The sequence below is a fragment of the Specibacter sp. AOP5-B1-6 genome, from assembly GCF_052376555.1.
GTDB lineage: Bacteria > Actinomycetota > Actinomycetes > Actinomycetales > Micrococcaceae > Specibacter.
On sequence record NZ_JBQSVT010000009.1, the window covers coordinates 103,846 to 129,364 of the forward strand.

21 protein-coding genes and 1 tRNA gene are annotated in these 25,519 nt (G+C 64.0%); 9 read left to right on the plus strand and 13 right to left on the minus strand.

Annotation, left to right across the window (positions count from 1 at the left end; all coding sequences use genetic code 11):
• Positions 1-173: 173 nt before the first annotated feature.
• A complete protein-coding gene (locus ACT3TS_RS06625; RefSeq protein WP_444530707.1) occupies positions 174-1,253 on the minus strand; it encodes an MraY family glycosyltransferase in 1,080 nt (359 codons plus the stop codon).
• Positions 1,253-3,022, minus strand: a complete 1,770-nt coding sequence (locus ACT3TS_RS06630; protein WP_444530708.1) for a polysaccharide biosynthesis protein — start codon at positions 3,020-3,022, stop codon at positions 1,253-1,255. Before ACT3TS_RS06630 ends, ACT3TS_RS06625 begins: the two co-directional genes overlap by 1 nt.
• A 309-nt stretch (positions 3,023-3,331) precedes the next feature.
• On the opposite strand from ACT3TS_RS06630, the gene ACT3TS_RS06635 reads away from it, so the two are divergent.
• The 5 genes from ACT3TS_RS06635 to ACT3TS_RS06655 all read left to right on the plus strand — a co-directional run bounded on the left by ACT3TS_RS06635 (position 3,332) and on the right by ACT3TS_RS06655 (position 7,725).
• Positions 3,332-4,231 (plus strand): glycosyltransferase family 2 protein, encoded by a 900-nt coding sequence (locus tag ACT3TS_RS06635; RefSeq protein WP_444530709.1) that lies wholly within the window; start codon positions 3,332-3,334, stop codon positions 4,229-4,231.
• Complete coding sequence (locus ACT3TS_RS06640) at positions 4,228-5,199, plus strand: glycosyltransferase (RefSeq protein ID WP_444530710.1); 972 nt, start codon at positions 4,228-4,230, stop codon at positions 5,197-5,199. Before ACT3TS_RS06635 ends, ACT3TS_RS06640 begins: the two co-directional genes overlap by 4 nt.
• A 1-nt stretch (position 5,200) precedes the next feature.
• Entirely contained in the window at positions 5,201-6,235 is a 1,035-nt protein-coding gene (locus ACT3TS_RS06645) for an NAD-dependent epimerase/dehydratase family protein (RefSeq protein WP_444530711.1), read from the plus strand.
• Positions 6,236-6,397: 162 nt separating this feature from the next.
• Positions 6,398-7,321, plus strand: a complete 924-nt coding sequence (locus ACT3TS_RS06650; protein WP_444530712.1) for a helix-turn-helix transcriptional regulator — start codon at positions 6,398-6,400, stop codon at positions 7,319-7,321.
• Positions 7,318-7,725: a (R)-mandelonitrile lyase gene (locus tag ACT3TS_RS06655; protein ID WP_444530713.1), complete on the plus strand. Its 408-nt coding sequence runs from the start codon at positions 7,318-7,320 to the stop codon at positions 7,723-7,725. The genes ACT3TS_RS06650 and ACT3TS_RS06655 overlap by 4 nt, the downstream gene beginning before the upstream one ends.
• A 74-nt stretch (positions 7,726-7,799) precedes the next feature.
• Here ACT3TS_RS06655 and ACT3TS_RS06660 read toward each other — a convergent pair whose 3' ends face one another.
• The 10 genes from ACT3TS_RS06660 to ACT3TS_RS06705 all read right to left on the minus strand — a co-directional run bounded on the left by ACT3TS_RS06660 (position 7,800) and on the right by ACT3TS_RS06705 (position 21,636).
• Positions 7,800-8,639, minus strand: a complete 840-nt coding sequence (locus ACT3TS_RS06660; RefSeq protein ID WP_444530714.1) for an L-threonylcarbamoyladenylate synthase — start codon at positions 8,637-8,639, stop codon at positions 7,800-7,802.
• A 73-nt stretch (positions 8,640-8,712) separates the two neighbouring features.
• A complete protein-coding gene (gene prmC / locus ACT3TS_RS06665; RefSeq protein WP_444530715.1) occupies positions 8,713-9,597 on the minus strand; it encodes a peptide chain release factor N(5)-glutamine methyltransferase in 885 nt (294 codons plus the stop codon).
• Complete coding sequence (prfA, locus tag ACT3TS_RS06670) at positions 9,590-10,663, minus strand: peptide chain release factor 1 (protein WP_444530716.1); 1,074 nt, start codon at positions 10,661-10,663, stop codon at positions 9,590-9,592. Before prfA ends, prmC begins: the two co-directional genes overlap by 8 nt.
• A gap of 169 nt (positions 10,664-10,832) precedes the next feature.
• Positions 10,833-13,145, minus strand: coding sequence for a transcription termination factor Rho (rho, locus tag ACT3TS_RS06675; protein WP_444530717.1), 2,313 nt, complete (start codon positions 13,143-13,145; stop codon positions 10,833-10,835).
• Positions 13,146-13,482: 337 nt separating this feature from the next.
• On the minus strand, positions 13,483-14,481 hold the full coding sequence (thrB, locus tag ACT3TS_RS06680) for a homoserine kinase (protein WP_444530718.1): 999 nt from the start codon (positions 14,479-14,481) through the stop codon (positions 13,483-13,485).
• 39 nt (positions 14,482-14,520) lie between these two features.
• Entirely contained in the window at positions 14,521-15,624 is a 1,104-nt protein-coding gene (gene thrC / locus ACT3TS_RS06685) for a threonine synthase (protein ID WP_444530719.1), read from the minus strand.
• Positions 15,624-16,988, minus strand: coding sequence for a homoserine dehydrogenase (locus tag ACT3TS_RS06690; protein WP_444530720.1), 1,365 nt, complete (start codon positions 16,986-16,988; stop codon positions 15,624-15,626). Before ACT3TS_RS06690 ends, thrC begins: the two co-directional genes overlap by 1 nt.
• 26 nt (positions 16,989-17,014) lie before the next feature.
• A complete protein-coding gene (lysA, locus tag ACT3TS_RS06695; RefSeq protein WP_444530721.1) occupies positions 17,015-18,475 on the minus strand; it encodes a diaminopimelate decarboxylase in 1,461 nt (486 codons plus the stop codon).
• A gap of 2 nt (positions 18,476-18,477) precedes the next feature.
• Positions 18,478-20,130: an arginine--tRNA ligase gene (argS, locus tag ACT3TS_RS06700; protein ID WP_444530722.1), complete on the minus strand. Its 1,653-nt coding sequence runs from the start codon at positions 20,128-20,130 to the stop codon at positions 18,478-18,480.
• A gap of 174 nt (positions 20,131-20,304) precedes the next feature.
• A complete protein-coding gene (locus ACT3TS_RS06705) occupies positions 20,305-21,636 on the minus strand; it encodes an MFS transporter (RefSeq protein ID WP_444530723.1) in 1,332 nt (443 codons plus the stop codon).
• A gap of 174 nt (positions 21,637-21,810) precedes the next feature.
• On the opposite strand from ACT3TS_RS06705, the gene ACT3TS_RS06710 reads away from it, so the two are divergent.
• Positions 21,811-21,883 (plus strand) — tRNA-Arg (locus ACT3TS_RS06710).
• 84 nt (positions 21,884-21,967) lie between these two features.
• Here ACT3TS_RS06710 and ACT3TS_RS06715 read toward each other — a convergent pair.
• Complete coding sequence (locus ACT3TS_RS06715; protein WP_444530724.1) at positions 21,968-23,248, minus strand: PEP/pyruvate-binding domain-containing protein; 1,281 nt, start codon at positions 23,246-23,248, stop codon at positions 21,968-21,970.
• A 57-nt stretch (positions 23,249-23,305) separates the two neighbouring features.
• Here ACT3TS_RS06715 and ACT3TS_RS06720 point away from each other — a divergent pair, with 57 nt between their 5' ends.
• The 3 genes from ACT3TS_RS06720 to ACT3TS_RS06730 form a co-directional block, all read left to right on the plus strand.
• Complete coding sequence (locus ACT3TS_RS06720; RefSeq protein WP_444530725.1) at positions 23,306-23,701, plus strand: DNA-binding protein; 396 nt, start codon at positions 23,306-23,308, stop codon at positions 23,699-23,701.
• The gene (locus tag ACT3TS_RS06725) at positions 23,698-24,330 is read left to right on the plus strand and encodes a transcriptional regulator (protein ID WP_444530726.1); all 633 of its coding nucleotides are present in this window, start codon (positions 23,698-23,700) and stop codon (positions 24,328-24,330) included. The genes ACT3TS_RS06720 and ACT3TS_RS06725 overlap by 4 nt, the downstream gene beginning before the upstream one ends.
• A 215-nt stretch (positions 24,331-24,545) precedes the next feature.
• On the plus strand, positions 24,546-25,519 hold a 974-nt coding region (locus ACT3TS_RS06730), incomplete at its 3' end, for a glycoside hydrolase family 1 protein (protein WP_444530727.1).

Genomic DNA, 25,519 nt, shown 5'->3' on the forward strand with positions numbered 1-25,519 from the left:
AGGGAGGATCGCCTGACTCCGCAGCCCAGCGATTCAAGTGAATCAAGGCAAAGCGGAAAAAGACGGGTGAATGTCACCAAAAGAAATTCTACACGAGATAGAACTTGAATTCGACGCGAAGCGCCAAGGGCCTCACAACTCCCGCCGGCCCTGACGTTTCAGCGGTCCGGGCTTCAGTCCTGCGGGTTCACGCCAGCGCCGCTGGCACCGTCCGCACGCCGGGCCCGCCCGGCACGCCCCTGCAGGAGCTTCTGGAACAGGGTGGGTGTGCGCAGGTAAAGCAACACCACAACAAACCCGGCGGCCGTGGCCACAATCTGGGCGACTTCTCCGCCTTGTGCTGCCATGATGCCGAGGACGCTGACAAGAATCGTCGCCGCGCAGACAACTGCCGTGGCCTGAATATGGCTCAGGCCAACGATCGTCAACCGCTGGTACACATGCTGGCGGTGGGCTGCATACCAGCGCTCACCGGCCAGGAGCCGGCGCAGGAACGTCACAAAGGTGTCGGTCAGGTAGATCAGCACCGGCGAGAAAATGTATTCAACGGGCACGCCAACCAAAAACGCGCACATGGCCGTCACGGCGATCGAGGCGCCGAGCAGGTAGCTGCCAACATCGCCGAGGAAAACCTTGTTGCGGCTCAAGTTCCACGGCAGGAAGCCGGTGAACGCCATGGCGATCGCAATGCCAACGTAAACCAGCCAGCCGTGGCCGGCGACAAAACCGGCATAGGCGTAAAACCCGCCCACAAGCAGGCCGTGCGTGCCGGAAATGCCGTTGATGCCGTCCATGAAGTTCGTGACGTTGACATACGCGGCGACAGCAATGGCGCCGGCCGGAATCAGCCACAACTGCTGCTGGCCGGGGTCTATGATCGCCACGGCGGCTGTGGCGAGCCCGCCCACGGTCAGCTGCAGGCCGGCCCTGACTTTTACCGACAGCCCGCGGATGTCCTCAATCCAGCCAATGGCGGATGCGGCAAGCACGACGGCGAGGATCACCACCAGGGTCAGCGACGCCCGCTTTGCGTCCCCGCTCTGCGGCAGGAACACCGCCACGAGGATGGCGGCGGACAATGCGGCCGCCGTCGTAATGCCCATGCCGCGGATGGTGGGCTCCGTATGGGAGGAACGGGCATTGGGCACGTCAAGGACCCCTGCCCGCGCCAACAACGGACGCACCCCCAACGGGAGAAGCAGTGCCAAGACAAGCGCGACGGCGCCAACGGTGATCTGTGCCCAGGTTTCCATCAGGCGCCTGCCGCAACGTCGCCGTCGGACTCGTCAATGCTGGGGGCGTCGGGGCCCGCCTCATCCTGGCAGCGCTGCAGCCACAGCGCCAGGTCCAGGTCCGCCGGGCTCAGTGGCCGGGCGTGGGTGTGCGAAATTTTGGCGTGGCCGTCCGGGTCGTTGACCTCGTCGTCACCCGTGAGCTGCTCGTGCAATTTTTCCGAGGGGCGCAAGCCGGTGATCTTGATCTTGATGTCACGCCCGGACATGGCGATCATGCGCTCCGCCACGTCCATGATGCGCACGGGCTCGCCCATGTCGAGGATCAGCACGTCGCCGCCGTGCCCGATGGCGCCTGCCTGGATGACGAGCTGGCAGGCCTCTGGGATGGTCATGAAAAAGCGCGTCACATCGGGGTGGGTGACTGTGACAGGGCCGCCGTTGTTGATCTGGTCGGTGAACAGCGGCAGCATGGAGCCGCGACTGCCGATGACGTTGCCGAAGCGGACCGAAACGTAGCGTTTGCCCGTCTCCCCCGCCATCCAGGACGTCAGCTTTTCAGCTGCCCGCTTGGAGTGGCCCAATGCGGTTGTGGGGCTGGCAGCCTTGTCAGTGGAGACGTTCACAAACGTTTCAACATCCACGCCGCGGGCCGCCTGGAGCACGTTCAGGGAGCCGACTACGTTGGTCTTCCAGCCCTCTTCCGGGTACATCTGCAGCAGGGGTGCGTGTTTCAGCGCGGCGGCGTGGAAAACAACTTCGGGGCGGCGCTTGGCAAAGATCCGGTTCAACGCATCCGCATCCCGAATGTCCGCCAGCAGGATGTTTTTGTTGTTCAGCAGGCCGTGGCCCTCAATGGAAAGCTGGGTGTGCTGCAGGCCGGATTCGTCCCGGTCCAGCATCATGAGCTCGGCTGGCTCGAAGCTGCTGAGCTGGCGGCAGAGTTCGGAACCGATTGAACCGCCGGCGCCTGTGACAAGCACCCGCTTGCCCCTGACGTAGCCGGCGATTTGTTCCACCTGGGTTTCCACGGGTGTGCGGCCAATGAGGTCGGCAACGTCGATTTCACGGAAATCGGTCAGTCCGCCCTTGTTGTCCCGGTTGGTGTCGGGGCTCAGCATCTCCTGCAGCGGCGGGAGCACCAGCACCTTGACGCCAAGGCCCGAGACGCTGTCGGAGATTTCGCGGATCCGCTTGGCGCTGAGGTGGGTCATGGCCAGCACGATCACAGTGGACCTGGTGCGCTTGATGATTTCAGGGAGCTCATGACCGCCGCCCAGAACGCCAACCGAGCTCAGGCGCAGGTGCTTTTTCGCGGCGTCATCGTCAATGAGACCCACCGGGACGTAAGGCGATTCCGGGTCCTGGACCATGCGGGTCACCAGTGAATTGCCGAGAAAACCGGCACCGTAAATCAAGGTTTTTTGGGCTTCTTCACCAAAAATCGGCTTGCCCTCAACATAGAGCCGCTTGGCATACCGCACGGCTGCCATGGAAAGTGCGGCGAAGGGGAACGCAATAACGGCCACGGAACGGGCGATGTGCAGCTCGTTGATGAAAACTGACAAAAGAATACTTGTGACAACACCCACTATCAGTGTCACCGCAATCAGCACGCGGGCCTCTTGAATGCTGCCGAAAATATAGCGTCCCCGGTACAGTGCCATGTACCACCCGGCGATGAGCTGGGTGGCAACGGCGATGGCCATCAAAACCGTGAGGCCGGGGAAGTTAATCAGCTTCACATCCAGCTCGTAGCGCAGCAACACGGCCAGCATCAAGGCAATCACCCAGCACAGCGAATCAAGAATTCCTTGTGACCAAAGCCACAGCCGCGGCTTGCTTTCACCGTCAGTGGAAGTGAGCCCTGCTTTTCCGTATGGCTGCGTGCTTGAGGTATTCAACGTGATTCGTATTTCCGTATTCTGCCAAGGTGTTGCCCGCTAGGGCACTGTTGTCCACGGCGCAACAGTCCACGGGACTGAGGCTGTACTAAAGTGGAGGCTACACAAGAATAGTAATCCCTTCCGATGACTACTCACTGTTTAGCCGTGCCGGATGCCGGGCAACGCCGCGAGCACCACCCGAAAGGACTCCACTTGACAGATACTGTAGCCGTCGCTGCCGTCACCTTTGACCGGCCCGAGGACGTGCGCACGTTGCTGGGGGCCCTGTCGGCGCAAACCCACACCCCCCATGCCATTGCCTTGGTGGACTCGGGCACCGAAGCCGTGGAGGACATCGCCGCCGCCGCGCCCGCCGAGGTCAACTATGTGCGTTCGCTGGCAAATCTGGGTGGCGCTGGCGGCTTCTCCCTTGCCATCCTGAACGCCATCGCCTCCGGTGCCGACTGGGTCTGGATCATGGACGACGACGCCCATCCGGAAGATCCTGCCTGCCTGGCCACGCTGCTGGCGGCCGCCAAGTCCCGCCGGCTCGACGTCGTCGTGCCCTTGATTGTGGCACCCGGCGAGCCCACCAAGCTGTCCTTCCCGTTCCGCATTGACGGCCACCTGACGCATGAGCGCTCGGTGGTTGAGCCGTTGGGCTTCATCGACAATGTGGGCCAATTTTTCAACGGCGCATTGATCCGCACCGACGTGTTTTTCAAGGTCGGCCTGCCGGACCTGCGCCTGTTCATCCGCGGCGACGAAACAGATTTCATGCTCCGCCTGCGCCAGGCCAAGGTGAAATTTGGCACCGTCACCTCGGTGGCCCTGACGCATCCGGCCGGCTGGGGCGAGGTGCAGGAAGTGCTCGGCGACAGGCTCCATGTGCTGGTCCCGGAAACGCCGTTCAAGAGCTTTTACTACTACCGCAACCGCGGCTACCTCACCCGCAAGCACCTCCGCGTGCGCTCCTTCGTGGCTGACGCCGTCGGGTATCCGCTCTTCTTCCTTAAAAAGGGCGACGTCAAGGGCCTTGCCAAGTGGGTCCGCACCTACGGAGCCGGACTGCGGGGCGCAAAATTCGGCCCCATGAAGGACCAAAAGTTTTGAGTTTGGACCGGCGCGAGCGCTTCTTCATTGTCATCACCACGTTCAACCGTGTGGATTACCTGACCGACCTGCTGGCCTCCGTCGCGGCGCTGACCCCCGCCCCCGACGGCATCATCATCGTCAACAACGCAAGCACCGACTCAACCGACTCGCTGGTTGCGACCGTACAGGGACAGTTCGCCGCCCTGCCAAGGCCGATTTCGGTGGTTCACCACCGCCTCGCAGAGAACGTTGGCGGTGCCGGCGGGTTCTCGGCGGGCGTGGAACGGGCCCTGGCCGAGGGCGCCCAGTGGATGTGGCTGATGGACGACGACGTCACGTGCGTTCCCGGGGCCATCGGCGCCTTTGGCCCGTGGATGGACAAATACGACGCCATCGTGGGGCGCCGCTATGACGCAGCCGGGAAGCCGTTTTACTGGCAAAACAATTTCAACACCTTCCTGGGATTCCCGTTGCCGGTGCGCGGGGACGCCTTTGAGAAGTCGAACGAATTCGCCACGAACGTCGGGTGTTTCGAAGGCATGCTGCTGCATTCGGACGCCGTCAGGGGTGTCGGCCTGCCGGATCCGCGCTTCTTCCTGACCTGGGACGACACCATCTATGGCTGGCAGATCTCCCTGCAGCGCCCCGTCATGTACGTCAACGAATTTGTGCTGCACAAAGCCCGGGCCCAGCGCAGCATTGACCTGCGCATCAGGCACCTCAACGACTCCTCCGACCTGAGCCGCTACTACGTGATGCGAAACCGTGGCCTGGTGGCCCAATATCTGCGCGCCCACGGCAAGTTCAACCGCGTCGGATTTGGCCTGGGCACGGCGCTGACAGCCGCCAAGGAGCTGCTGCGGCTCGTGGGTGTTGAAAAAACATTGCGCGGCAGCGGCTGGCTGCTTGCCGGCTGGCGTGAATCGCGCAGAATCCTGGCCGCCACCGATTTTGAGACCATGCCCCCAATGGAAAGCAACGTCTAACATGACTGTCAATTCTTCCGGCAACTCTTCCGGCTTGCGCTGGCTGGTCCTCGGCTCCACGGGTTTTGTCGGCAGTGCCATTGTCGCTGAACTGCGCGACCGCGGCTTCGATGTCGACACCTTGTCCGCGCCAAGGCTCCTTGCCACCGCTGAAACGGCAGGGTTGCTTGCCGAGGAGGCACGGGCCGCCGCTGCGTCCGCCGGGGCCACGTTTGTTTCGCTGCGCCAGGCGTTTGCCGGCGCCGACGTCGTCGTCAATGCGGCCGGCCTGGCAACCCCGGGCGACGGCGAATCACCTGCCCTGACTGGTGCCAATGCCCTGCTGCCCGCCGTCATCGCCCTGGCCGCACGGGCCGCGGGAGTGCGCCGCCTTGTCCATCTGAGCAGTGCGTCTGTCCAGGGCCACCGCCGGGTCATTGACGAGGGCTCCGACCGCGCACCGTTTTCGGCGTATTCGCGGTCAAAGGCACTGGGCGAGGAAGTTTTGGAACTGCTGGCCGGGGAATCAGCCGCTCCGGCTGGGGAGACAGGCGCTTTGCCTGAGACCGGCTGGGTCACGGTGCGCGCCACGTCGGTTCAAGGCCCGAACCGGCCCACCACGTTGTCCCTGGCCAAGGTCGCCGCATCGCCGCTGGCATCCGTCGCGGCTCCCGGCACTGCCCCCACACCGGTAAGTTCAATCAACGCCCTGGCCTGGTTTGTGGTCGAAACCGGCCAGCACCAGGGAGTTGTTCCTGCGCTGGTGCTGCAACCCTGGGAAGGCCTTTCCGTCAGCGACGTCCTGGCTGCTGCAGGGGGCCGCACACCCCTGCGCCTGCCGGAGTGGATGTGCCACACGGTCCTGTCCGGCGGGTATTTTGTGTCCAGGCTGCTGGGCGAACGCCTCCACGGCCCCATCCGAAGGGTCGAACTGATGTGGTTTGGCCAGGCGCAGTCGCCCGGCTGGGCGGAGTCGGCCGGGATCAGCCCGGCTCCGGCCGTGCGCGGCGTGCTGGAGCGGGCCCAGACAGCCCGGTCAGCCCGACAGAAGGTGTAACCACACCACCCTTCGGCAGAACGCACAGTTCCCGCAGGAGCACGCCAAGGGTGCGATGACGATGCCGCCCGCAGCATGGCGGTATTTCGTGTGGGAGTTCCTCCCAATACAGGTAATGGCAGTGCCTCCCTCGGCCCGCTGCCCCGGCGTACTGTGGAGAACATGGACCACAAATCTGAGATCCGCGAGTTCCTCTCCAGCCGCCGGGCCAAGATCACCCCTGCGCAGGCTGGCCTGCCGTCGTACGGCGGCACCCGCCGCGTGAAGGGGCTGCGCCGGGAGGAAGTCTCCCTGCTCGCCGGCGTCAGCATCGACTATTACGTTCGCATGGAGCGCGGCAATCTGGCCGGCGTGTCGGAGGGCGTGCTGGAGGCTGTCGCCCACGCATTGCAGCTTGACGACGCCGAGTGCGAGCACTTGCTCGCCCTGGCCGGAAAATTTGCCTTGGCCAAAAAGCCGGTGGCTGTTGCGCGGGCAGGACGGCGGACGGCAGCGGTGGCGGTCCGGCCCAATTTGCAGGAGGTGCTTGATGCGATGCCGGGCATCCCCGCCTGGATCCGCAACGCCCGGCACGACTTCCTTGCCGGCAACCACCTGGCCAGGGCGCTGTATGCGCCCATATTGGGCTCGCCCCACCAGCCGGCAAACACCGCACGGTTTGTTTACCTTGACCCGTCGTCCAAAAGCTTCTTCACCGACTGGGACCGGGCCGCAGACGACCTCGCTGCCATGCTGCGTCAAGAGGCCGGAAGGAACCCCTGCGACAAGGCGCTGACCGAGCTGGTGGGGGAACTGTCCACCCGCAGTGAGGATTTCCGCCAGCGCTGGGCAGCACACAATGTGCGCTTTCACCGAACCGGCACCAAGAAACTGCATCACCCCCTGGTGGGCGGCCTGGACTTGAATTACGAGGCCATGGAGTTCCCGTCTGACCCCGGCCTGACGATGCTCGTATATACCGCCCCGGCAGGAAGCCCCTCGTCGGATGCCTTGCAACTGCTTGGCAGCTGGACAAGCGCACCGGCCCAGTCCGGCCCCGACGCTGCAGCCCAAGACCCATCAATACACCAAAGGAGCAACCCATGAAACGAGTGCCCAAGACCCCGACCACAAAGGGTCCTGCCGAAATGTTTACCGGCGACGTCCATTTCGACGTCATTGCCGCCGGACAGGCCCCGTCCCGGCTGCGCGTCAACACTGTCAGGTTCGCACCAGGGGCAAGGACAGCCTGGCACCGGCATGCCAACGGCCAGACGCTGCACGTCACCGATGGCCGTGGCCTGGTGCAGTCCCGCGGCGGGGAGATCGTGGAAATGCTTCCCGGCGACACCGTCTACACTCCCCCGGGTGAATGGCACTGGCACGGTGCAACGCCCTCGGACTTCATGTCCCATCTGGCCATGTGGGAGGCCCTGGATGAAGGCCAGGAGGGACCCGAGACTGAATGGGGCGACCATGTCGGCGACGTCGAGTACCCGGCGACCCCCTGATCACCCAGACCCCTCCGGTAATGCAGCAGTGGCCCCCAAATCCTGAATTTGGGGGCCACGGCCGTATTGCAAGGCTACGACTTGGCGTCGGCTGAATCCTTGGTGTCACCGGCGTCACCGGCGGCCGTTGTGGCGGCTTCGGCAGCGTCCTTCTTCACCAGGTCAATGGCAGGAACAGCCTCCCCGGCAGCTTCTGCAGCTTCCACAGGATCGTTTTTCACCAAGTTCACCGGGGACCACATTTCCGGCTCCACATCCGCGCCGAGGGCGCTGGGGATCATCCGTTGGATTTCTTCCAGTGAGACGGCCCCCTCGCGGACTACACGCAGGCGAAGGCCGGTTGCGTCAACAATGGTTGACGGCGTGCCATCGGTGCCTTCCAACGGGCGGAAACCGCCCTCAAGGTACACCTCCACGGACTCGGCCAACTGCGTACGGGCCTCCGAGGCTGTCTGGGCCGCAGCCTGACCGGTCCTGTTCGCGCTTGAAACAGCCAGCGGCCCGGTGATGGTGAGCAGATCGAGGGCCAACTGGTCGTCGGGGACACGCAGCGCGACAGTGCCGACAGTGTCGCCCAGATCCCATGTCAGGGTTGGCTGGGCGTGGAAGATCAAGGTGAGCGGGCCGGGCCAGTACTTTTCAGCCAACTTGCGGGCGTCGTCGGAAATTTCAACGGCGAGGCCCTCCATCGTGCCAATCCTCGGGATCAGCACCGGCGGGGGCATGTTGCGTCCGCGCCCCTTGGCTGCCAGCAGCGTCGCCACTGCCTGCGGGGAGAACGCGTCGGCGGCAATGCCGTAGACGGTGTCGGTGGGCATGACAATGACCTGCTTCGCTGCAATGGCTTTCTGGGCATGGGCCAGGCCTTCAGCGCGTTGGGCTTCATTGGTGCAGTTATAGGAAGTGGTACTCACAGACTCATTCTTTCATCACGGCGCCCATGGGATTGAACGCGTCCGGCCAATCATGAAGTTCACCTGCCGCAAGCTAGCGGCGGCAGCCGCTCGTTGCCCTGTCCCGTCCGGTCAGGTCGAGGTGGGTGCGCACATCATCCCAGTCCCCGCTGCCCGTCAGCAGTGCCGCCATTTGTTCGGCCTGCACTTCGGCGTGCTCCATGACGAAGCGGCCGCCGCGCCGCAACAGGCGTGCGGCAGCGGCTGCGGCCGCCGCAGGCATTTCCATGCCGTCGGCTCCCCCGCCATACAGTGCCATGTGGGGATCGTGCAGGCGCACTTCAATGTCCCGTGGAATTGCGTCGGCCGGAATATAGGGCGGATTTGAAACAACCACGTCAACTGTACCGTCCAGTTCCCCCAGAGCGTCCCGCATGTCGCCATGGACGAGTGTTGCCCCGGTGCCGGCAAGATTTCTTGCGGCCCAGGGAAAAGCCTCGTCGCTGAGCTCCACGGCATGGACCCGGACCCCGGGAAGCTCCGTGGCAAGCGCGGCTGCCATCGCACCCGAGCCTGTGCCGAGGTCAACGGCAAGGAGTTCAGCAGCATCTCCGCGTTCCTGGCGCAGGCGGGTTAACTCGTCAATGGCCAGCTGAACCACAGACTCCGTTTCGGGCCTGGGCACAAAAACACCCTTGCCCACTGCCAGCCCTAGATGCCTGAAATACGCAACCCCGGTGATGTGCTGCAGGGGTTCACGCGCTTCACGCCGGGCAATGAGGTCATCGTAGCCTGAAGGTGTCACAGCTGTGCCAAATAACATGGCTGCGAGTTCGCCGCGGCTGACCTGCAACAAATGTGCCGCCAGCAGTTGGGCATCCACCGCCGGTGACGGCACGCCGGCGGCCGCAAGGACCGCCGTCGCGCTTTTCACCGCGTCCGCCAGCGGCACACCGGCCGACAAATCGGGACTAGTCACCCAAGGCGTCCAAACGTGACTGCTCGTCCATCTGGATGGCCGATTGCACCACGGGCTCGAGATCGCCGTTCATGACGGCGTCAAGGTTGTAGGCCTTGTAGCCCGTGCGGTGGTCGGCGATCCGGTTCTCCGGATAGTTGTAGGTTCGGATGCGCTCCGAACGGTCCATAGTGCGGATCTGTGACTTGCGGGTGGCAGAGTTCTCAGCGTCGATGATCGCCTGCTGGTGGGCCAGGATGCGGGCACGGAGCACGCGCATGCCCGCCTCACGGTTTTGCAGCTGAGATTTCTCATTCTGCATGGCGACAACGATGCCTGTGGGAAGGTGGGTGATGCGCACGGCGGAGTCCGTCGTGTTCACGGACTGCCCGCCGGGACCGGAGGATCGGTACACGTCAATCTTGAGATCGTTTTGGCTGATGTCCACTTCCTCGGGCTCATCAACTTCAGGCAGCACCAAGACACCCGCTGCAGAGGTGTGGATGCGCCCCTGGGACTCGGTTGCCGGCACGCGCTGGACACGGTGGACACCGCCCTCAAACTTCAGCCGCGCAAAGACGCCCTCCGCAGGATCGTTGGAGCGTCCCTTGACCGCGACGGAAATGTCCTTGTAGCCGCCAAGGTCGGACTCGGTGGCCGAGATGATCTCGGTCTTCCACCCGCGTGAATCTGCGTAACGGGTGTACATGCGCACCAGATCCGCCGCAAAGAGCGCAGCCTCATCGCCGCCTTCACCGGCCTTGACTTCAAGGATCACGTCCCGGGCGTCGTCGGGGTCACGTGGAATCAGCAGTCGGCGCAGCTTCTCCTGCGCTGTCGCCAGCTGTTCCTCCAAGACAGGAACTTCAGCGGCAAACTCCGCATCCTCGGTGGCCATTTCCTTGGCCGCCTCAAGGTCATCACCGATGGATTCAACCCGGTGGTAACCCTCAACCACGTTGCTCAGTTCCGCATACCGGCGGCCCAGCTTCCGTGCCAGCTTCTGGTCGGCATGCACTTCAGGCTCGCTGAGGCGCATCTGCAGCTCGGCATGCTCATCAAGGAGCCCATGGATGGATTCAAACATTTCAAAACCTCTCTCGACGTCAGTCAAGTCTAATTACTCAAAGGGATCGGAACACACTGCGCTTAACGCACGAAACCGCCGTCGTTGTGAAGGGGCCCCGGGAGCAGCTCCGGGCGTCCGCGAAGCGGGCGGGGGCCCCTTCACAACAGAGGCGGTTTCGTTACTTCAGCTATTTGTCGTGTTCGGCCTTGGAGCCCAGGGTTGTCTTCTGGATCTGCATGAGGAACTCAACGTTTGACTGGGTTTCACGGATCTTGGAGGTGAGCAGCTCAAGCGACTGCTGCATTTCCAGGCCGGAGAGCACGCGGCGCAAACGCCACATGATCTTGACCTCCTCCGCGGACAGCAGGTTCTCTTCCCGCCGCGTGCCCGAGCCGTTGACGTCAACGGCGGGGAAGATGCGCTTGTCAGCCAGCTGGCGTGACAGGCGGAGCTCCATGTTGCCGGTGCCCTTGAACTCTTCGAAGATGACCTCGTCGGCCTTGGAACCGGTTTCCACCAATGCCGTGGCCAGAATGGTCAGCGAGCCGCCGTTTTCAATGTTGCGGGCTGCACCGAAGAAACGCTTCGGCGGGTACAGGGCTGCCGAGTCGACACCACCGGAGAGGATGCGGCCCGAGGACGGGGCCGAGTTGTTGTAGGCACGGCCCAAACGGGTCATGGAGTCCAACAGGACAACAACGTCCATGCCCATTTCCACCAGGCGCTTCGCGCGCTCGATGGAGAGCTCGGCAACCTGTGTGTGGTCGTCGGCGGGGCGGTCAAAGGTGGAGGCAATAACCTCGCCCTTGACGGTGCGCTGCATGTCGGTGACTTCTTCAGGGCGTTCGTCAACCAAAACCATCATGAGGTGGACCTCAGGGTTGTTGATCGTGATCGCATTGGCAATCGACTGCAGGATCAAGGTCTTGCCGGCCTTGGGCGGGGACACGATCAAGCCGCGCTGGCCCTTGCCGATCGGCGCAACCAGGTCAATGACGCGGGGGCCGACCTTTTTGGGATCGGTTTCCAGCCGCAGACGCTCCGACGGGTACAGCGGAACCAGCTTGGCGAACTCAACACGGTCCTTGAGCTCGTCCGGGTTCTTGCCATTGACGCTCGTGACGCGAACGAGGGCGTTGAACTTCTGCCGTGCGCTCTGCGCCTGGCTGCGGTCTTCGCCTTCGCGCGGTGCACGGATGGCACCAACCACGGCATCGCCCTTGCGCAGGTTGTACTTCTTCACCTGGTTCAGGGAAACGTAGACATCATTGGAACCGGGAAGGTAGCCGGAGGTGCGCACAAACGCGTAGTTTTCCAGGATGTCCAGGATGCCGGCCACTGGCAGCAGCACGTCGTCCTCGGTCACCTCGGTGTCGTCAAAGTCGGGACCCTGGTTGCGGCCGCGGCGGCGCTCATTCCTGTCACGGAACCGGTCATTGCGATCATTGCGGTCGCTGCGGCTGTTGTTGCCACTGCGGTCGTTGCGATCGTTGCGGTCGTTGGAATCGTTGGCGTTCCGGTCACGACGGTTGCGGCGGTTGCGGTTGTTGCGCGAGCCGTCCTCGTCGTCGTTGTTGTTGTTGCTGTTGTTGCGGTCGTTGCCTGAACGCTCCGCTGTTGCGCGGTCCCCACCGTTGCGCTGGTTGCGCTGGTTGTTGTTGCGCTGGTTGCGGCCGTTGCGATCGGAGTTGTCACCGTTGTCGCCCTGGCCGGAGTCGCCCTGGGCGCCCTTGTCGCCGGCTGCTGCTTCGGCAGGCTCGGCGGCAGCGGATCCATTGTCGGCAGAAGTCTCGGAAGCGGAATCCTGCTGGCGTCCGCCACCTTGTGAACGACGGTTGCGGGTGCGGGGCTGGCGGCGGTTTTCGCTGTCCTGCTCGCCTGCACCGGCGGCCTGGCTGCCTGAATCAGCAGTGGCAGGCTCGACGGCGGCACTCTCCTGGGCGGGGGCGGCGGCCTGGGTGCCGGCTTCCTGTGCGGAAGACTGTGAAGCGGCGGCCGATCCTGTGCCTGTGGTGATGATGCCGTCGCTGCTGCCTGCACGGCGGCTGCGACCCCGGCCGCGGGCCGGACGCTCAGCAGCGGTGCTGGAGTCGCCCGAGGCAGAGTCGGTGCTGTTGCTCTTCTCGGTCTCGGCCGGGGCAACGGTTGTGTCAGCGGCTTTCTTGGCTGCGGAGCCCCGCCTTGACGAAGCTGCGGGAGCGGAAGCCGCGGGGGCCTGCTCAGCAGCCTTGGTGTCAGCAGTCTTGGTGTCTGCAGCCTTGGCGTTGGAGCGCGCCGGGCGGTCAGCCACTGACGAGCCGCGCTGGTGCGCAGAAATTGCGTCAACAAGATCGCCCTTGCGCATCCTGGAGCCGCCGGTGATACCCAGTTGGCCCGCCAGAATCTGCAGCTGGGCCAGTTTCAGTCCAGCCAAGCCCGTGGACTTGGCGGGTGCTGAGGTGGCGGTGGTGTCCAAATCAGCAGCCTTTGGAGCAGCGGCTGAAGTTACGGTTTCGGTCACGAAGGATCCTTCCCCCTCGATGGCGGGCCCAGTTCTTGGGGCCGCGATGATTAGTGTCAGACCTCCCAATGGCTGCCGCACTGGCTGGCCATGGAAAAAATCTGAGGTTCCATTCCTGTTCCTGACAAAAGCGGGTGCAGGGAATGGTGTAGTTCACTCTTTGAATCAAATCTCAAATGGGAGCGATTCTAGGACCAATGCGGCGGCTGCCATGCGTTGTTCCAGCAGTCACCGCGCAAGATAGCGCCGACCGTAAGAGTGGCATCAAGTGTCCTATAAACATTGTTCATTTCCACACTGGCCAGATGACAGCCATTGAGGGGAAAGTGTTTATGGGCTACGGATGTACTTCCACTTTAGCACCTTCAAGGTCAATCCGAAGCCGCAAAACCCGCCAAGACACGCCGTGTTCGGACTGATCTTGTGAATTGGAGCCCATATTGGTGATGTGGCCCACCACCGCGTCGGCCTCGGCACCACCATTGGCCAACACCATCACCGTGGGACCGGCGCCTGAAATGAACGCCGCATGCCCCCCGGCCCGCAACTGGGCCACGAGGGCGGCGCTTGCCGGCATCGCCCCGGCCCGGTAGTCCTGATGCAGGTAGTCCCGCGTGCCGGCAAGCAAAAGCGCCGGATCCGCCGTCAGGGCATGCATCAGCAGCGCCGCCCGGCCGGCATTGGCTGCCGCATCGGCGTGGGGCACGGTGGCCGGCAGCATGCCGCGGGCTTGTTCAGTTTTCAGTTCAATGTCGGGGATGGCAACGACAGGAACAACCAGGCTCGACGGCGTGACCTTGGCGCTGGCCCAGCCGTCACCCACCAGCCCCGCATCTTCCCGCCAGGACACGGCGACGGCACCAAAAATGGCCGGGGCAACATTGTCCGGGTGTCCCTCAAGTTCCGACGCCAGCTGCAGGACCCAGGTCTTGTCTTGACTGTCTGCGGGTGCAACCAGGGCGTTGGCTGCCATAATGGCGGCCACGATGGCCGACGCCGAGGAGCCCAGTCCACGCCCGTGCGGGAGAACATTGCTTGCCGTGATCCGCAATCCCCCACGGCTGTAGCCAAGGCGCGCCCAGGCGGTGTCCATGGTCTTCACCACCAGGTGGCTGGCATCCCGGGGAAGCTCAGCCACCCCTTCCCCGCTCAACTCGAACTCCAGCCCGGGCGCAGGCAGCACCGTGACGCTCAATGTGTCGTAGAGCGAAACTGCCAGGCCCAGCGAATCAAAGCCCGGGCCAAGGTTGGCGCTGGTGCCGGGGACCCGCACGGTGGCGGTCGTCCCGGGCGCCGGCGTTTTCAGGTGCTGTGGTTCCAGGTGCTGTGTATTCATGTGCGGATTCAGTGGCGGGGATGTCATGATGGTGTGCTGTTAGTCCGTCAGGCCCAGTGCATGGGCAACAGTCACGACGTCGAAGTCAACAGACTGGGGCTGCACTGAGCTGCCGTCTGCATTCTTCAAGGCCCAGTCCGGGTCCTTCAAGCCGTGGCCGGTGACTGTGATGACAATGGTTTTGCCGGTGGGCACTTCGCCGGCTGCGTGCTTTTTGATCAGTCCGGCAACGCCTGCTGCCGAACCCGGCTCGACAAAGACGCCTTCCTTGGCTGACAGCCAGCGGTGTGCGGCCAGGATTTCCTCGTCGGTGACGGCTTCGATGAGTCCGCCGGACTCGTCACGCGCGGCAATGGCCAGGTCCCAGGATGCCGGGTTTCCGATGCGGATTGCCGTGGCAATGGTGTCGGGCTCGGTGATGGGGTGGCCGGCAACGAACGGCGCCGAACCAGCCGCCTGGAAGCCCCACATGACGGGGGTGTGGGTGGAGACTGCCGGCAGGGTGCCGTTCTCAGCCGATTCGTACGGGGCACAGTATTCCTTGTAGCCCTTCCAGTACGCACTGATGTTGCCCGCGTTGCCAACCGGCAGCACGTGGTAATCGGGTGCGTCACCCAAGGCGTCAACCACTTCGAAGGCACCGGTCTTCTGGCCCTCGATGCGTGCCGGGTTCACCGAGTTCACCAGGAATACCGGGTAGGACTCGGCAAGCTTGCGGGCCACGTCGAGGCAGTTGTCAAAGTTGCCCGCCACCTGCAGGATGGTGGCTCCGTGCGCAACGGCCTGGCTCATCTTGCCCATGGAGATCTTGCCTTCGGGCACCAGCACCGCGCAGGTCAGGCCCGCGGCTTTCGCGTAGGCGGCCGCCGACGCCGAGGTGTTCCCGGTGGAGGCACACACAACAGCCTTGGCGCCGGCGGCAACCGCAGCCGTCATGGCCATCGTCATGCCGCGGTCCTTGAAGGATCCGGTGGGGTTCATGCCCTCCACCTTCAGGTACACGGTGGAACCTGTCAGTTCGGAGAGGTGCCGGGCAGGCACCAACGGTGTCCCGCCCTCGCCCAGGGTGATGATCTTGGTTTCAGCCGTTACGGGCAAACGCTCTGCATACTCGCGGACAACCCCGCGCCACTGGTGAGCCATTAGACTCCCTCCACCCTCAAGACACTAGTAACTGAATTTATGACGTCGAGGCCGTTAATGGCCGCAACGGTTGCTGCCAGGGCAGCTTCGCCCGCACGGTGGGTGACAATGCGCAGCTCGGCAGTGCCGGGCCCCTCATTCTCGCCCGGTTCGCGGTGCACTGTCTGCCGCATCGACTCAATCGAGACGCCGTTCTCGGCAAAGAGTGCTGAAATTTTGGACAGGACGCCGGGCTGGTCTGCCGCGTCCAGGTCAATGTAGTAGCGCGTGGACACTGCCTCAATCGGCAGCACCGGCAGCACCTCAATCGTGGAATCGGTGCGGCCGGGGCCGCCCAGCACGAGTCGGCGGGCCGCTGAAACAACGTCACCCATGATGGCCGACGCGGTGGGTGAACCACCGGCGCCGGCGCCGTAGAACATCAGCTCCCCGGCGGACTCGGCTTCCACAAAAACGGCGTTGAACGCGCCGCGGACGGCGCCGAGGGGATGTTCGCGGGGCAGCAGGGTCGGATGGACGCGGACGCTGACGCCCGAGGCGGGCCGGCCGCCGTCGTCCTTTCCGGAACCCTTCCCGGCAGCGGCAGGAGCCGCAATCTTTTCGGCAATCGCGAGCAGCTTGATGACGTATCCAGCATCCTTGGCGGCCGCAATGTCCGAGGCCGTGACGCCGGTGATGCCCTCGCAATGCACGTCCTCGAGGGCAAAACGCGTGTGGAAGGCCAGCGAGGCCAGAATGGCGCCCTTGGCCGCGGCGTCGTGGCCCTCGATGTCGGCTGTGGGGTCGGCCTCCGCATAGCCCAGCCGGGTGGCCTCGGCGAGGGCGTCGGCAAATTCGGCGCCCGTGGAATCCATGGCGTCGAGAATGAAGTTCGTGGTGCCGTTGACGATGCCCATGACGCGGGTGATCTTGTCGCCGGCCAGGCTGTCGGTGATGGGGCGCAGGATCGGGATGGCACCGGCCACGGCTGCCTCGTAAGAGAGCTGGACGCCGGCGGCGTCGGCCTTCTCGTAAAGGGTGGGGCCGTCAACTGCCAGCAGCGCCTTGTTGCCCGTGACAACCGCCGCACCGTGCTCGATCGCCTCCAGAATCAACGTCCGCGCCGGTTCCAGGCCGCCCATGAGCTCGATGACAATGTCGGCACCGCGCACCAGCGCCGAGGCGTCGGTGGTGTACAGCTCCCGGGGGGCCGCGTAATCGCGGGGGGCGTCGACATTGCGCACGGCAATGCCAACCAGCTCCAGCCGGGCACCCGTCCGGGCGGCCAGCGTCCCGGCGTCGTCAATTAAGATGCGGGCAACCTGCGAGCCGACATTCCCGGCGCCAAGCAGCGCCACTTTCAAGGTTTTGGTATCGGTGGACACGGCAGTATCCACGGTGTTGCGCTCTGTCAAAGGTTCTGGGCCCCTAAATCGCGTGCCAGCAAATCGTCCTCGGTCTCGCCGCGCACAATCAAGCGTGCGGCGCCATTCGTCACTGCCACCACGGGAGGCCGCGGCACGTAGTTGTAGTTGCTGGCAAGTGCCCAGCAGTACGCGCCCGTTCCTGGAACCGCAAGCAGATCCCCGGCCGCCACATCATTGGGCAGATATACATCTCTAACAACAATGTCCCCGCTCTCGCAATGTCTGCCCACCACTCGGGACAGTGCGGGAGCCGCCTCGGAGGTGCGGCCGGCCAGAACAGCCGAATAATCCGCTTCGTAGAGCACCGGGCGGGCGTTGTCGCTCATGCCGCCGTCCACCGACACATAACGGCGCGGGGCCGTCACATCCGGCTGCCCGTCAACCTCGACCTGCACCGTTTTCAGCGTGCCGGTCTCGTACAGCGTGAACGTGGTGCTGCCCACGATGGCGCGGCCCGGCTCAATGGAGATCCGCGGGGCGGCCATGTTCAGTTCCGCGCAGGTTTCGCGGACGACGGCGGCCATCGCCTGGGCGACCTCGGCAGCCGGGCGCGGGGTGTCCACCGCGGTGTAGGCGATGCCGTAGCCGCCGCCCAGGTCAAGTTCGGGCAGCGTGATGCCGTACGTTTCCTGAATGGTGTGGGTGAAGTTCAGCAGCTTGCGGGCGGCGATTCCAAAGCCTTCGGCCTCGAAGATCTGCGAGCCGATGTGGGCGTGGAAACCCAGAAAGTTGATGCTGGCCGATTCCACCGCCAGCTTCGCGGCGGCCTCGGCGGCGCTCATGCCGGGAGCCTCGGGATCCTCGGCAATGAAGCTCAGCCCGAACTTTTGGTCTTCATGCGCCGTGGCGATGGATTCGTGGGTGTGGGCGTGCACGCCGGGGGTCAGGCGCAGCATGACGTTGGCTGTTTCACCGCGGCCCGCTGCGATCTCGGCGACGCGCCTGAGTTCGTGCAGGCTGTCCACCACAATGCGGCCCAGCTTCATGTCCAGGGCGCGGTTGATTTCCGCGCCGGACTTGTTGTTGCCGTGCAGCCCCAGGTTTTCACCCTTGAGGCCGGCACGCTTGGCCACGGCCAGTTCGCCGCCGGAGCAGGTGTCAAGGCGGAGCCCCTCGGAATCCACCCAGCGGGCAATTTCGATGGAAAGGAAGGCTTTCCCCGCATAGTAGACATCCACGCCGCCGCAAATGTCCTTGAACGCGGTGTCAAAGGCATCCTTGAACGTGCGCGCCCGGAGGCGGAAGTCGTCCTCGCTCATGACAAACAGCGGCGTGCCAAACTGCGCTTTGAGCTCGCTGACGGGGATGCCGCTGACGGTGACTTCACCGCTGTGTCCGCGTTCGACGTCGTGCGCCCACATGGCGGGCACAAGCGCATTGAGGTCTCCGGCGGCAGGCAGCCACTCGGGGGCCAGCTCCGCGCCGGCAACTCCAGTTTCGTTCATTGCTACATCCGTTCCGGGGCTGAGACACCGAGCAGGGACAGCCCGTTGGCGAGCACCTGGCCCACGGCATCATTGAGCCAGAGGCGGGTGCGGTTGACATCGGTGATGGCTTCCTCGCCCATGGGCGTCACGCGGCAGGCGTCGTACCAGCGGTGGTAGGCGCCGGCGATGACTTCCAGGTGGCGGGCCACGCGGTGCGGTTCGCGGAACGTGGCGGCATGGCTGAGCACGCCCGGGTACTGCCCGAGTACTGCCAGCAGCTCGGACTCGGTGGCATGGTTCAGTGCTGCGGCGTCAAAGGTGCTGCGCTCCACGCCCGCGGCGGCGGCGTTGCGGCCCACTGCGCGGGTGCGGGCGTGGGCGTACTGGACGTAAAATACGGGGTTTTCGTTGGACTTCTTGGTTAGCACGTCCAGGTCAACGTCAATGTTGGAGTCGCTGGAGAAGCGGGCCAGGGAGTAGCGCGCCGCGTCGGTTCCCACAACCTCAACGAGGTCTTCCATGGTGACAACGGTGCCGGCGCGCTTGGACATGCGCACGGGCTTGCCGTCCTGGACCAGGTTCACCATCTGGCCGATGAGGACCTCAACGCGGTTGGCGTCGTCACCCATGGCGGCAGCTGCGGCCTTCAGGCGCGCAACATAGCCGTGGTGGTCGGCGCCCAGCATGTAGATGCAGAGGTCAAAGCCGCGGTCGCGCTTGTTCTTGAAGTAGGCGATGTCGCCGGCGATGTAGGCGGCGTTGCCGTCGCTCTTGATGACGACACGGTCCTTGTCGTCGCCGTAGTCGGTGGAGTTCAGCCACCAGGCGCCGTCCTTGGCGTACATGTTGCCGGACTGCTTCAGCTGCTCGAGCAGCTTTTCCACGGCACCGTCTTCAAAGAGTGAGTTCTCGTGGAAGTAGACGTCAAAATCGACGCCGAACTCGTGCAGGGATTTGCGGATCGCAGCAAACATGAGCTCAACACCCTGGGCGCGGAACTCTTCCTGCGGATCTTCACTGCTGAGGATGTCCGGGTTGTTGGCCAAGACTTCAGCGGCAATGTCCACTATGTAGGCTCCGCCGTAGCCGTCTTCCGGAGCGGGCTCGCCCTTGGCACTGGCGAGCAGCGAGCGGGCAAACTTGTCGATCTGGTTGCCGTGGTCATTGAAGTAGTACTCACGGGTGACATCTGCGCCCTGTGACTGGAAGATGCGGGCCAGGGAATCACCAACGGCGGCCCACCGGGTGCCGCCAAGGTGGATGGGGCCGGTGGGATTGGCGGAAACGAATTCCAGGTTGATCCTGGTGCCGGTCATCGCGGTATTGGTGCCGAAGGCTGCGCCGGATTCAACAATCGCCTTGGCAAGTTCGCCTGCTGCGGCGGCGTCAACAGTGATGTTCAGGAAGCCGGGGCCGGCAATGTCCACCTTGGAAACACCGGGGATTTCACTCAGTCGGGCCTGCAGGATCCCGGCGATCGTGCGCGGCGGGACACCGGCCGGCTTGGCCAGTTGCAGGGCAATGTTGGTGGCCCAGTCGCCGTGCTCACGGCTCTTGGGCCGGTCCACCTTGACTTCCGTGGGCAGCGCCTCGGCAGGAACGCTGATATCACCGGCGTCGACGGCATCTTTTAGGCAGGAGGTAATGGCGGCAGAAAGTTCTTCAGGAGTCACACCCCCAAGTGTACGGTTCAGGCCGCACCGTCCCCCAATCCGTGTCTCGGCTGTGACCGAATTCCACGCCCCGCCCGGATCGAGTTTGCACTTGTTGGACGAAATCTACGTCGGAAAGCGCAATCCGGTCCAATAAGTGCAAACTCGAAATCTGTGTGGCCGGCCAGCGTCCGGCTAGGGCGCCACGGGGCTGGGCGCGAAGTCATCCTCGAGCATCCTGGGACGGCAGATGATCCAGGCACCGACGCCCAACAACAGCAATGAAGCGAACAAGAACATGAACGGCATGGTCCAGGACCCCGTCCACTGGCGCAGCAGGCCAAAGAACAACGGCCCGACGCAGGCCAATGCGTAGCCCATCCCCTGGCTGAAGCCCGACAGGGCGCCGGCACCAAACTGGGTGCGTGTGCGGTGGTTGATCAACAGGAGCGACAGCGGGAATGTGCCCGGCCCCAGGCCGGCAAACGACACCCACAGCCATGTGCCGTTTGCCGGCGACAGCAGCAGGCCCAGATAGCCGGCGATGAAGCAGCCAAGCATGACAAGGACCGCCGGGAAGGGATTGCGCATCCTGGCTGCGATGAGCGGAATGCTCAGGCTCAGCGGCAGGCCAAGGGCGGCAAAAAGAGCCAGCATGGAACCTGCCTGTCCCCTGTCGAGCCCGGCCTGGCTGAGGATCTCGGGCAGCCAGGCGAACATGGCGTATGTGTTCAGCGACGTGCAGCCAAACATGAACGTCAGGCCCCATGCCGTCGGCGACCGCCACAGGTTCATCTTCAACGGCGGGGCTGCCCCGGGCGGAACGGAGCGTGAGGTTGTTGAATGCACCGTCAAGTCGGGATGGCCAACCGGCGGAGTCGCACCCGCTGCCGGGTCCTCCGCTGCCTGCCCGCCCCCGGCGGAAGGCTTGACAGCCGGGGTGGCGCGTGCCGCCGTCGTACGTTGGGCGAACAAGGCAACGAGCCAGGGAATCAGTGCGATCGTGCTGATTCCAGCCCACGACGCGAGCGAGAGCTGCCAGTTCGCGGCGTCGGCGACGGGGACCGACAGCTGCGCGGGCAGCGCTGTGCCCACGGAGAGTGCCGTGACGTATAGGGCCGTCATGAGGCCGACCTTGGTGGGGAAATGCTTTTTCACCAGCGGCGGCAACAGGACGTTTCCGGCGCCGAGGCCGGCGAACGCCACGACTGAAAAGACCAGAAAAAGGGATATGTTGGGGGCCATGACGCGGGCGAGCTGACCGATTATGCCCACGAGAATCGAGACGACAATCAGCTTTTCAAGGGACGCCCAGCGGATCACATACGGCGTCAGAAAGCCGAACAGTCCGAAGGCCGCGGTGGGAAGCATGCCCAGGATGCCGATGGTCGCGGCGCTGAGCGGAAGGTCGTCGTTGATCGTGGAAATCAACGGCGGCACCACTGTCACAGCCGTGCGCAGGGTCAAGGCCGTCAGGATGATGGCCGCCGCGAAGAGCCACGCCTTGTGCCGCATCGTCAGCCCCATGTGTTCACCATTGACCCAACGCTACCTGTATCTGCAAGGGCGGAAAGACATGAATCGGTGGTGACTTGGCCGAATTTCGCCACCGGTCCGCAGTCCCCCGCCCGCTCGTTTTACATACCTCGCCCTGCACCTGCTAAGCTCTTTCTCGTTCCCTTTGGCAGCCACGGTTGCCGCGCCTTCGTAGCTCAGGGGATAGAGCGTCCGCCTCCGGAGCGGAAGGTCGTAGGTTCGAATCCTATCGAGGGCACAATTCGTTCGAAGTTCCAGCGTTCCAGGCAGTTGCTTGGGAGCTGGAGCTTCGAACTATTTTTTTGCCTGCCGGACCATGGCTTCACGGGCGGCTGGGAACCCCCTGGTCGACGACGACTGTTCCGGCTGTGCCGTCAACGAAGATGAGAGTGCCGTCATGGAGCCGCGTGGTTGCCTCCACAACTCCGAGGACGGCGGGAATACGCAACTCCCGGGCGACGATCGCCGCGTGTGACAGCACACCGCCGGTCTCGGTCACAACCCCCGCGGCGATGCTCAGCAGAGGTGTCCACGCCGGGTCAGTGTGGGGGCAGACCAGGATGTCTCCACGGCAGACACGGGCGAAGTCATCGGGTCCGCGGACGATCCGCGCGGTTCCGGCGACGGCCCCCTGGCTGCCGGGTGTTCCCACCAGCGTTGCCGGTGATGCGGCGTTGGGGCTGGCAGCCACCGTGTGCGGGACAGGCAGTGGAGGTGTGGCAGTGATCGGCCTGGCCTGCAGGATCCAGATTCTGCCTTCCGCTATGGCCCATTCGATGTCCTGGGGTCCGCCGAGCAGGGAGGCAACTTCCCGCCCGAGGTGGGCAAGTCGTGCAACAGTTGCCGCATCGAGCACCGCCGTGCCGCGATCGGAGTTCGGAACGCTGCCCGTGACCAGCCTCGCCCCCTCACGGTCCATCCGGATCCTTTTATCCGCGAGATGGCGGCTCGCACCCCCGTCAGCGGTGATGCGGTACGAGTCCGGCGTGACTGTTCCTCCGGCAACGGTGGGTCCGAGGCCCCAGGACGCCTCGATGTGGGTTGCCTCCTCCGGACGGGGTGGAGTGAACATGAGTCCGGAGACCTCCGCATCAATGAGGCGCTGAACGAGGACCGCCATGGCGGCAGGCCTGGACGCCGCGTCCCGGTCAATGGCCGAACGGTAGTTGATGGCGCGCCCCGAGTGCAGTGAAGCCCAACATGCCTGGACTGCATCGGCGACGGCGCCTGCGCCTTGGACTGCGAGGATGCTGTCGTATTGGCCCGCTGCCGAGGCCTCAGCCGTGTCCTCGGTGTTTGCCGAAGAACGCACCGCGACAGACGGATTTCCAAGGACATCGAGCCCGAGGGCGATCGCATCGCGCAGCGCCGCCGATATGGGCATGGGGCCGATCACGCAATCGTTCTTTTCAAGGGCCTCTTCGAGCCCCTTGGGCTTGCCGGCAACTGGCTCGACGTGGCATCCGCCGAGGCCTGCCCGATATTGTGCAAACGGTACGACGAAACCATCCGGCACGGGCAGTCCGGCGCGGAGCAACGCTCCGAGTGCGCCTGCCTTGCCGCCGCTTGTGTCAACGAACGCGTCCTTGAGTTCAAGAATCACTCCGCCACCTTTCAACAAAATATTGACAACGTTCTGTTGATTGTGCAGGATTGCGGCATGGAACACAAGAATGATGCCGCGAACCGGATTGGCCACGACCATCCGGAGGCCAGGCGGGAAACAGCTGCGCAGGAGCACCTTTGTTCCCTTGGTGCCGATGAGCTTGATGCCCGCCCGTGGCGCCCGGCACCTGCGCCGCCTTCTGCGGTTGATCTCACGCATTACGCTCTTTGGCGCTCCACCGAGCTTGCCCCGGATGCCGTCGCCAGCGCACTGACGCTCCTGCCCGCGGCCCGTGCTGAGATCGATGGACTGGAAGCCGGTCTGCTGTTCACCGCACGCAGTGCCGGTCTGACCTGGGCACAGATCGCGGACGCGATGGGATTCAAGTCGCCCCAGGCGTGCCAGCAGCATTACAACCGGCTCACTTCCCGGCAGGGCTCCGGCTCATGACCCTGTCCTCAACCCCCGAACTTCTGGTCCTGCACGCGGCCCGCATTCTCGGATTTGCCGACACCCCGGTGATTGGCCAGCGCTTCCGCATCGATTCCGTCGAGACGGAGCGGATTCTCCTCGATGCGCAGGCATTCGGCTGGCTGCAACACTCCGCCTTCGCGGGCCTGCGGGGCTGGTCCTTGACGGAATCAGGTCGTGCCCAGAATGAACGCCAGCTTCGGGAGGAGCTCGCCAGAACCGGAAAATCCGAGCAGATTCACAGTGCCCACCGCGACTTTCTCCCGCTGAACGCCTGCCTCCAGCGAGCGTGCACCGACTGGCAGCTCGTCCCGACAGCAGACAACAAGCTTGCAGAGAATGACCATTCCGACCAGGCGCGGGACGAACGAATCCTCGATGAACTCACGTCCATCGGCAGAGCCCTGGCTCCACTCGCCGGCCAGCTCAGTGCAGTGCTCGCAAGGTTCGACGGGTACAGCACACGATTCGAGGCTGCGCTGCGTCGAGCCCGGGGAGGGGAAGCGTGCTGGGTCGACGGCACCGGCGTGGATTCCTGCCACCGGGTCTGGTTCGAGCTCCACGAAGATCTCATTGCGACGCTGGGCATCGACCGCCAAGCCAGTTGAGCGCGACGGCTGCAAAGGGGCGGCATGACCACGATCAACGGTGCAATGAGCATTCCCGGGACTGCGGCAACCACCGGTAAGGGCCGTACGCCGGGAGGTGTCAATGGGCCTTGCGGATTCCGGCCATTTTGCCGCAGCACCCTTGACTTCCCGTCCCGGGTCCGTGAGGCTCATGGCCAAGTACCGCAATGCCACACCGCCGTTGAAGGGGCGCCATGGACAAGCCTGCATTTCCCACGTTTCCGTCCGATTTTGTGTGGGGAGTTTCCACCGCCGCCTATCAAATCGAAGGCGCCGTCAACGAAGACGGCCGGGGACCTTCGAGCTGGGACGCGTTCACGGCCCTGCCCGGCCGGGTCGTGAACGGGGACACCGGGGCCATTGCCTGCGACCACTACCACCGATACCCGGAAGACATCCGGCTCATGCAGAATCTGGGAGTTGACTCGTACAGATTCAGTTTCTCCTGGCCGCGCATCCAGCCGGGTGGATCCGGGCCGGTGAATCCCGCCGGTTTGGGCTTTTACGACAAACTCGTTGATGGCCTGCTCGAGGCAGGCATAGCTCCAAGCCCCACCCTGTTCCACTGGGACACGCCGCTGGAACTGGAACAGTCGGGTGGCTGGCTCAACCGGGACACGGCCGAACGCTTTGCCGACTATGCCGCGATTGTGGGTGAACACTTTGCCGACAGGATCCCGCGCTGGATCACGATCAACGAACCAGTCGTCCTGACCACGCTGGGCTACGGTGCAGGCATTCAAGCGCCGGGGCTGTCCCTTGGCTTTGACGCACTGCCGGCGGCACACCACCTCCTGCTGGCCCACGGCCTGGGCGTGCAGGCACTGCGTTCATCTGGTGCTGGCAACATCGGCATCGCCAACAACCACGCGGCCACATGGCCCGCCAGTGGCGAAGAAGATGACCTGCGGGCCGCCGGGCTCTATGACACCATTGCCAACTGGCTCTTCGCCGATCCCATCCTCACCGGTGCCTACCCCGAGGATCTTGCACCGTTGCTGCCACCCATCCCCGACGGCGATTTGGTCGCCATCTCAGCACCCCTCGATTGGTATGGCATCAACAGCTACAACCCCACGCTGGTTGGTGCCCCCACGGCAGGGAAGGCCGCACTGGTTGACGGACACGAACTCGATGATTCGCTGCCGTTCTCACTGCGGGAACTTAA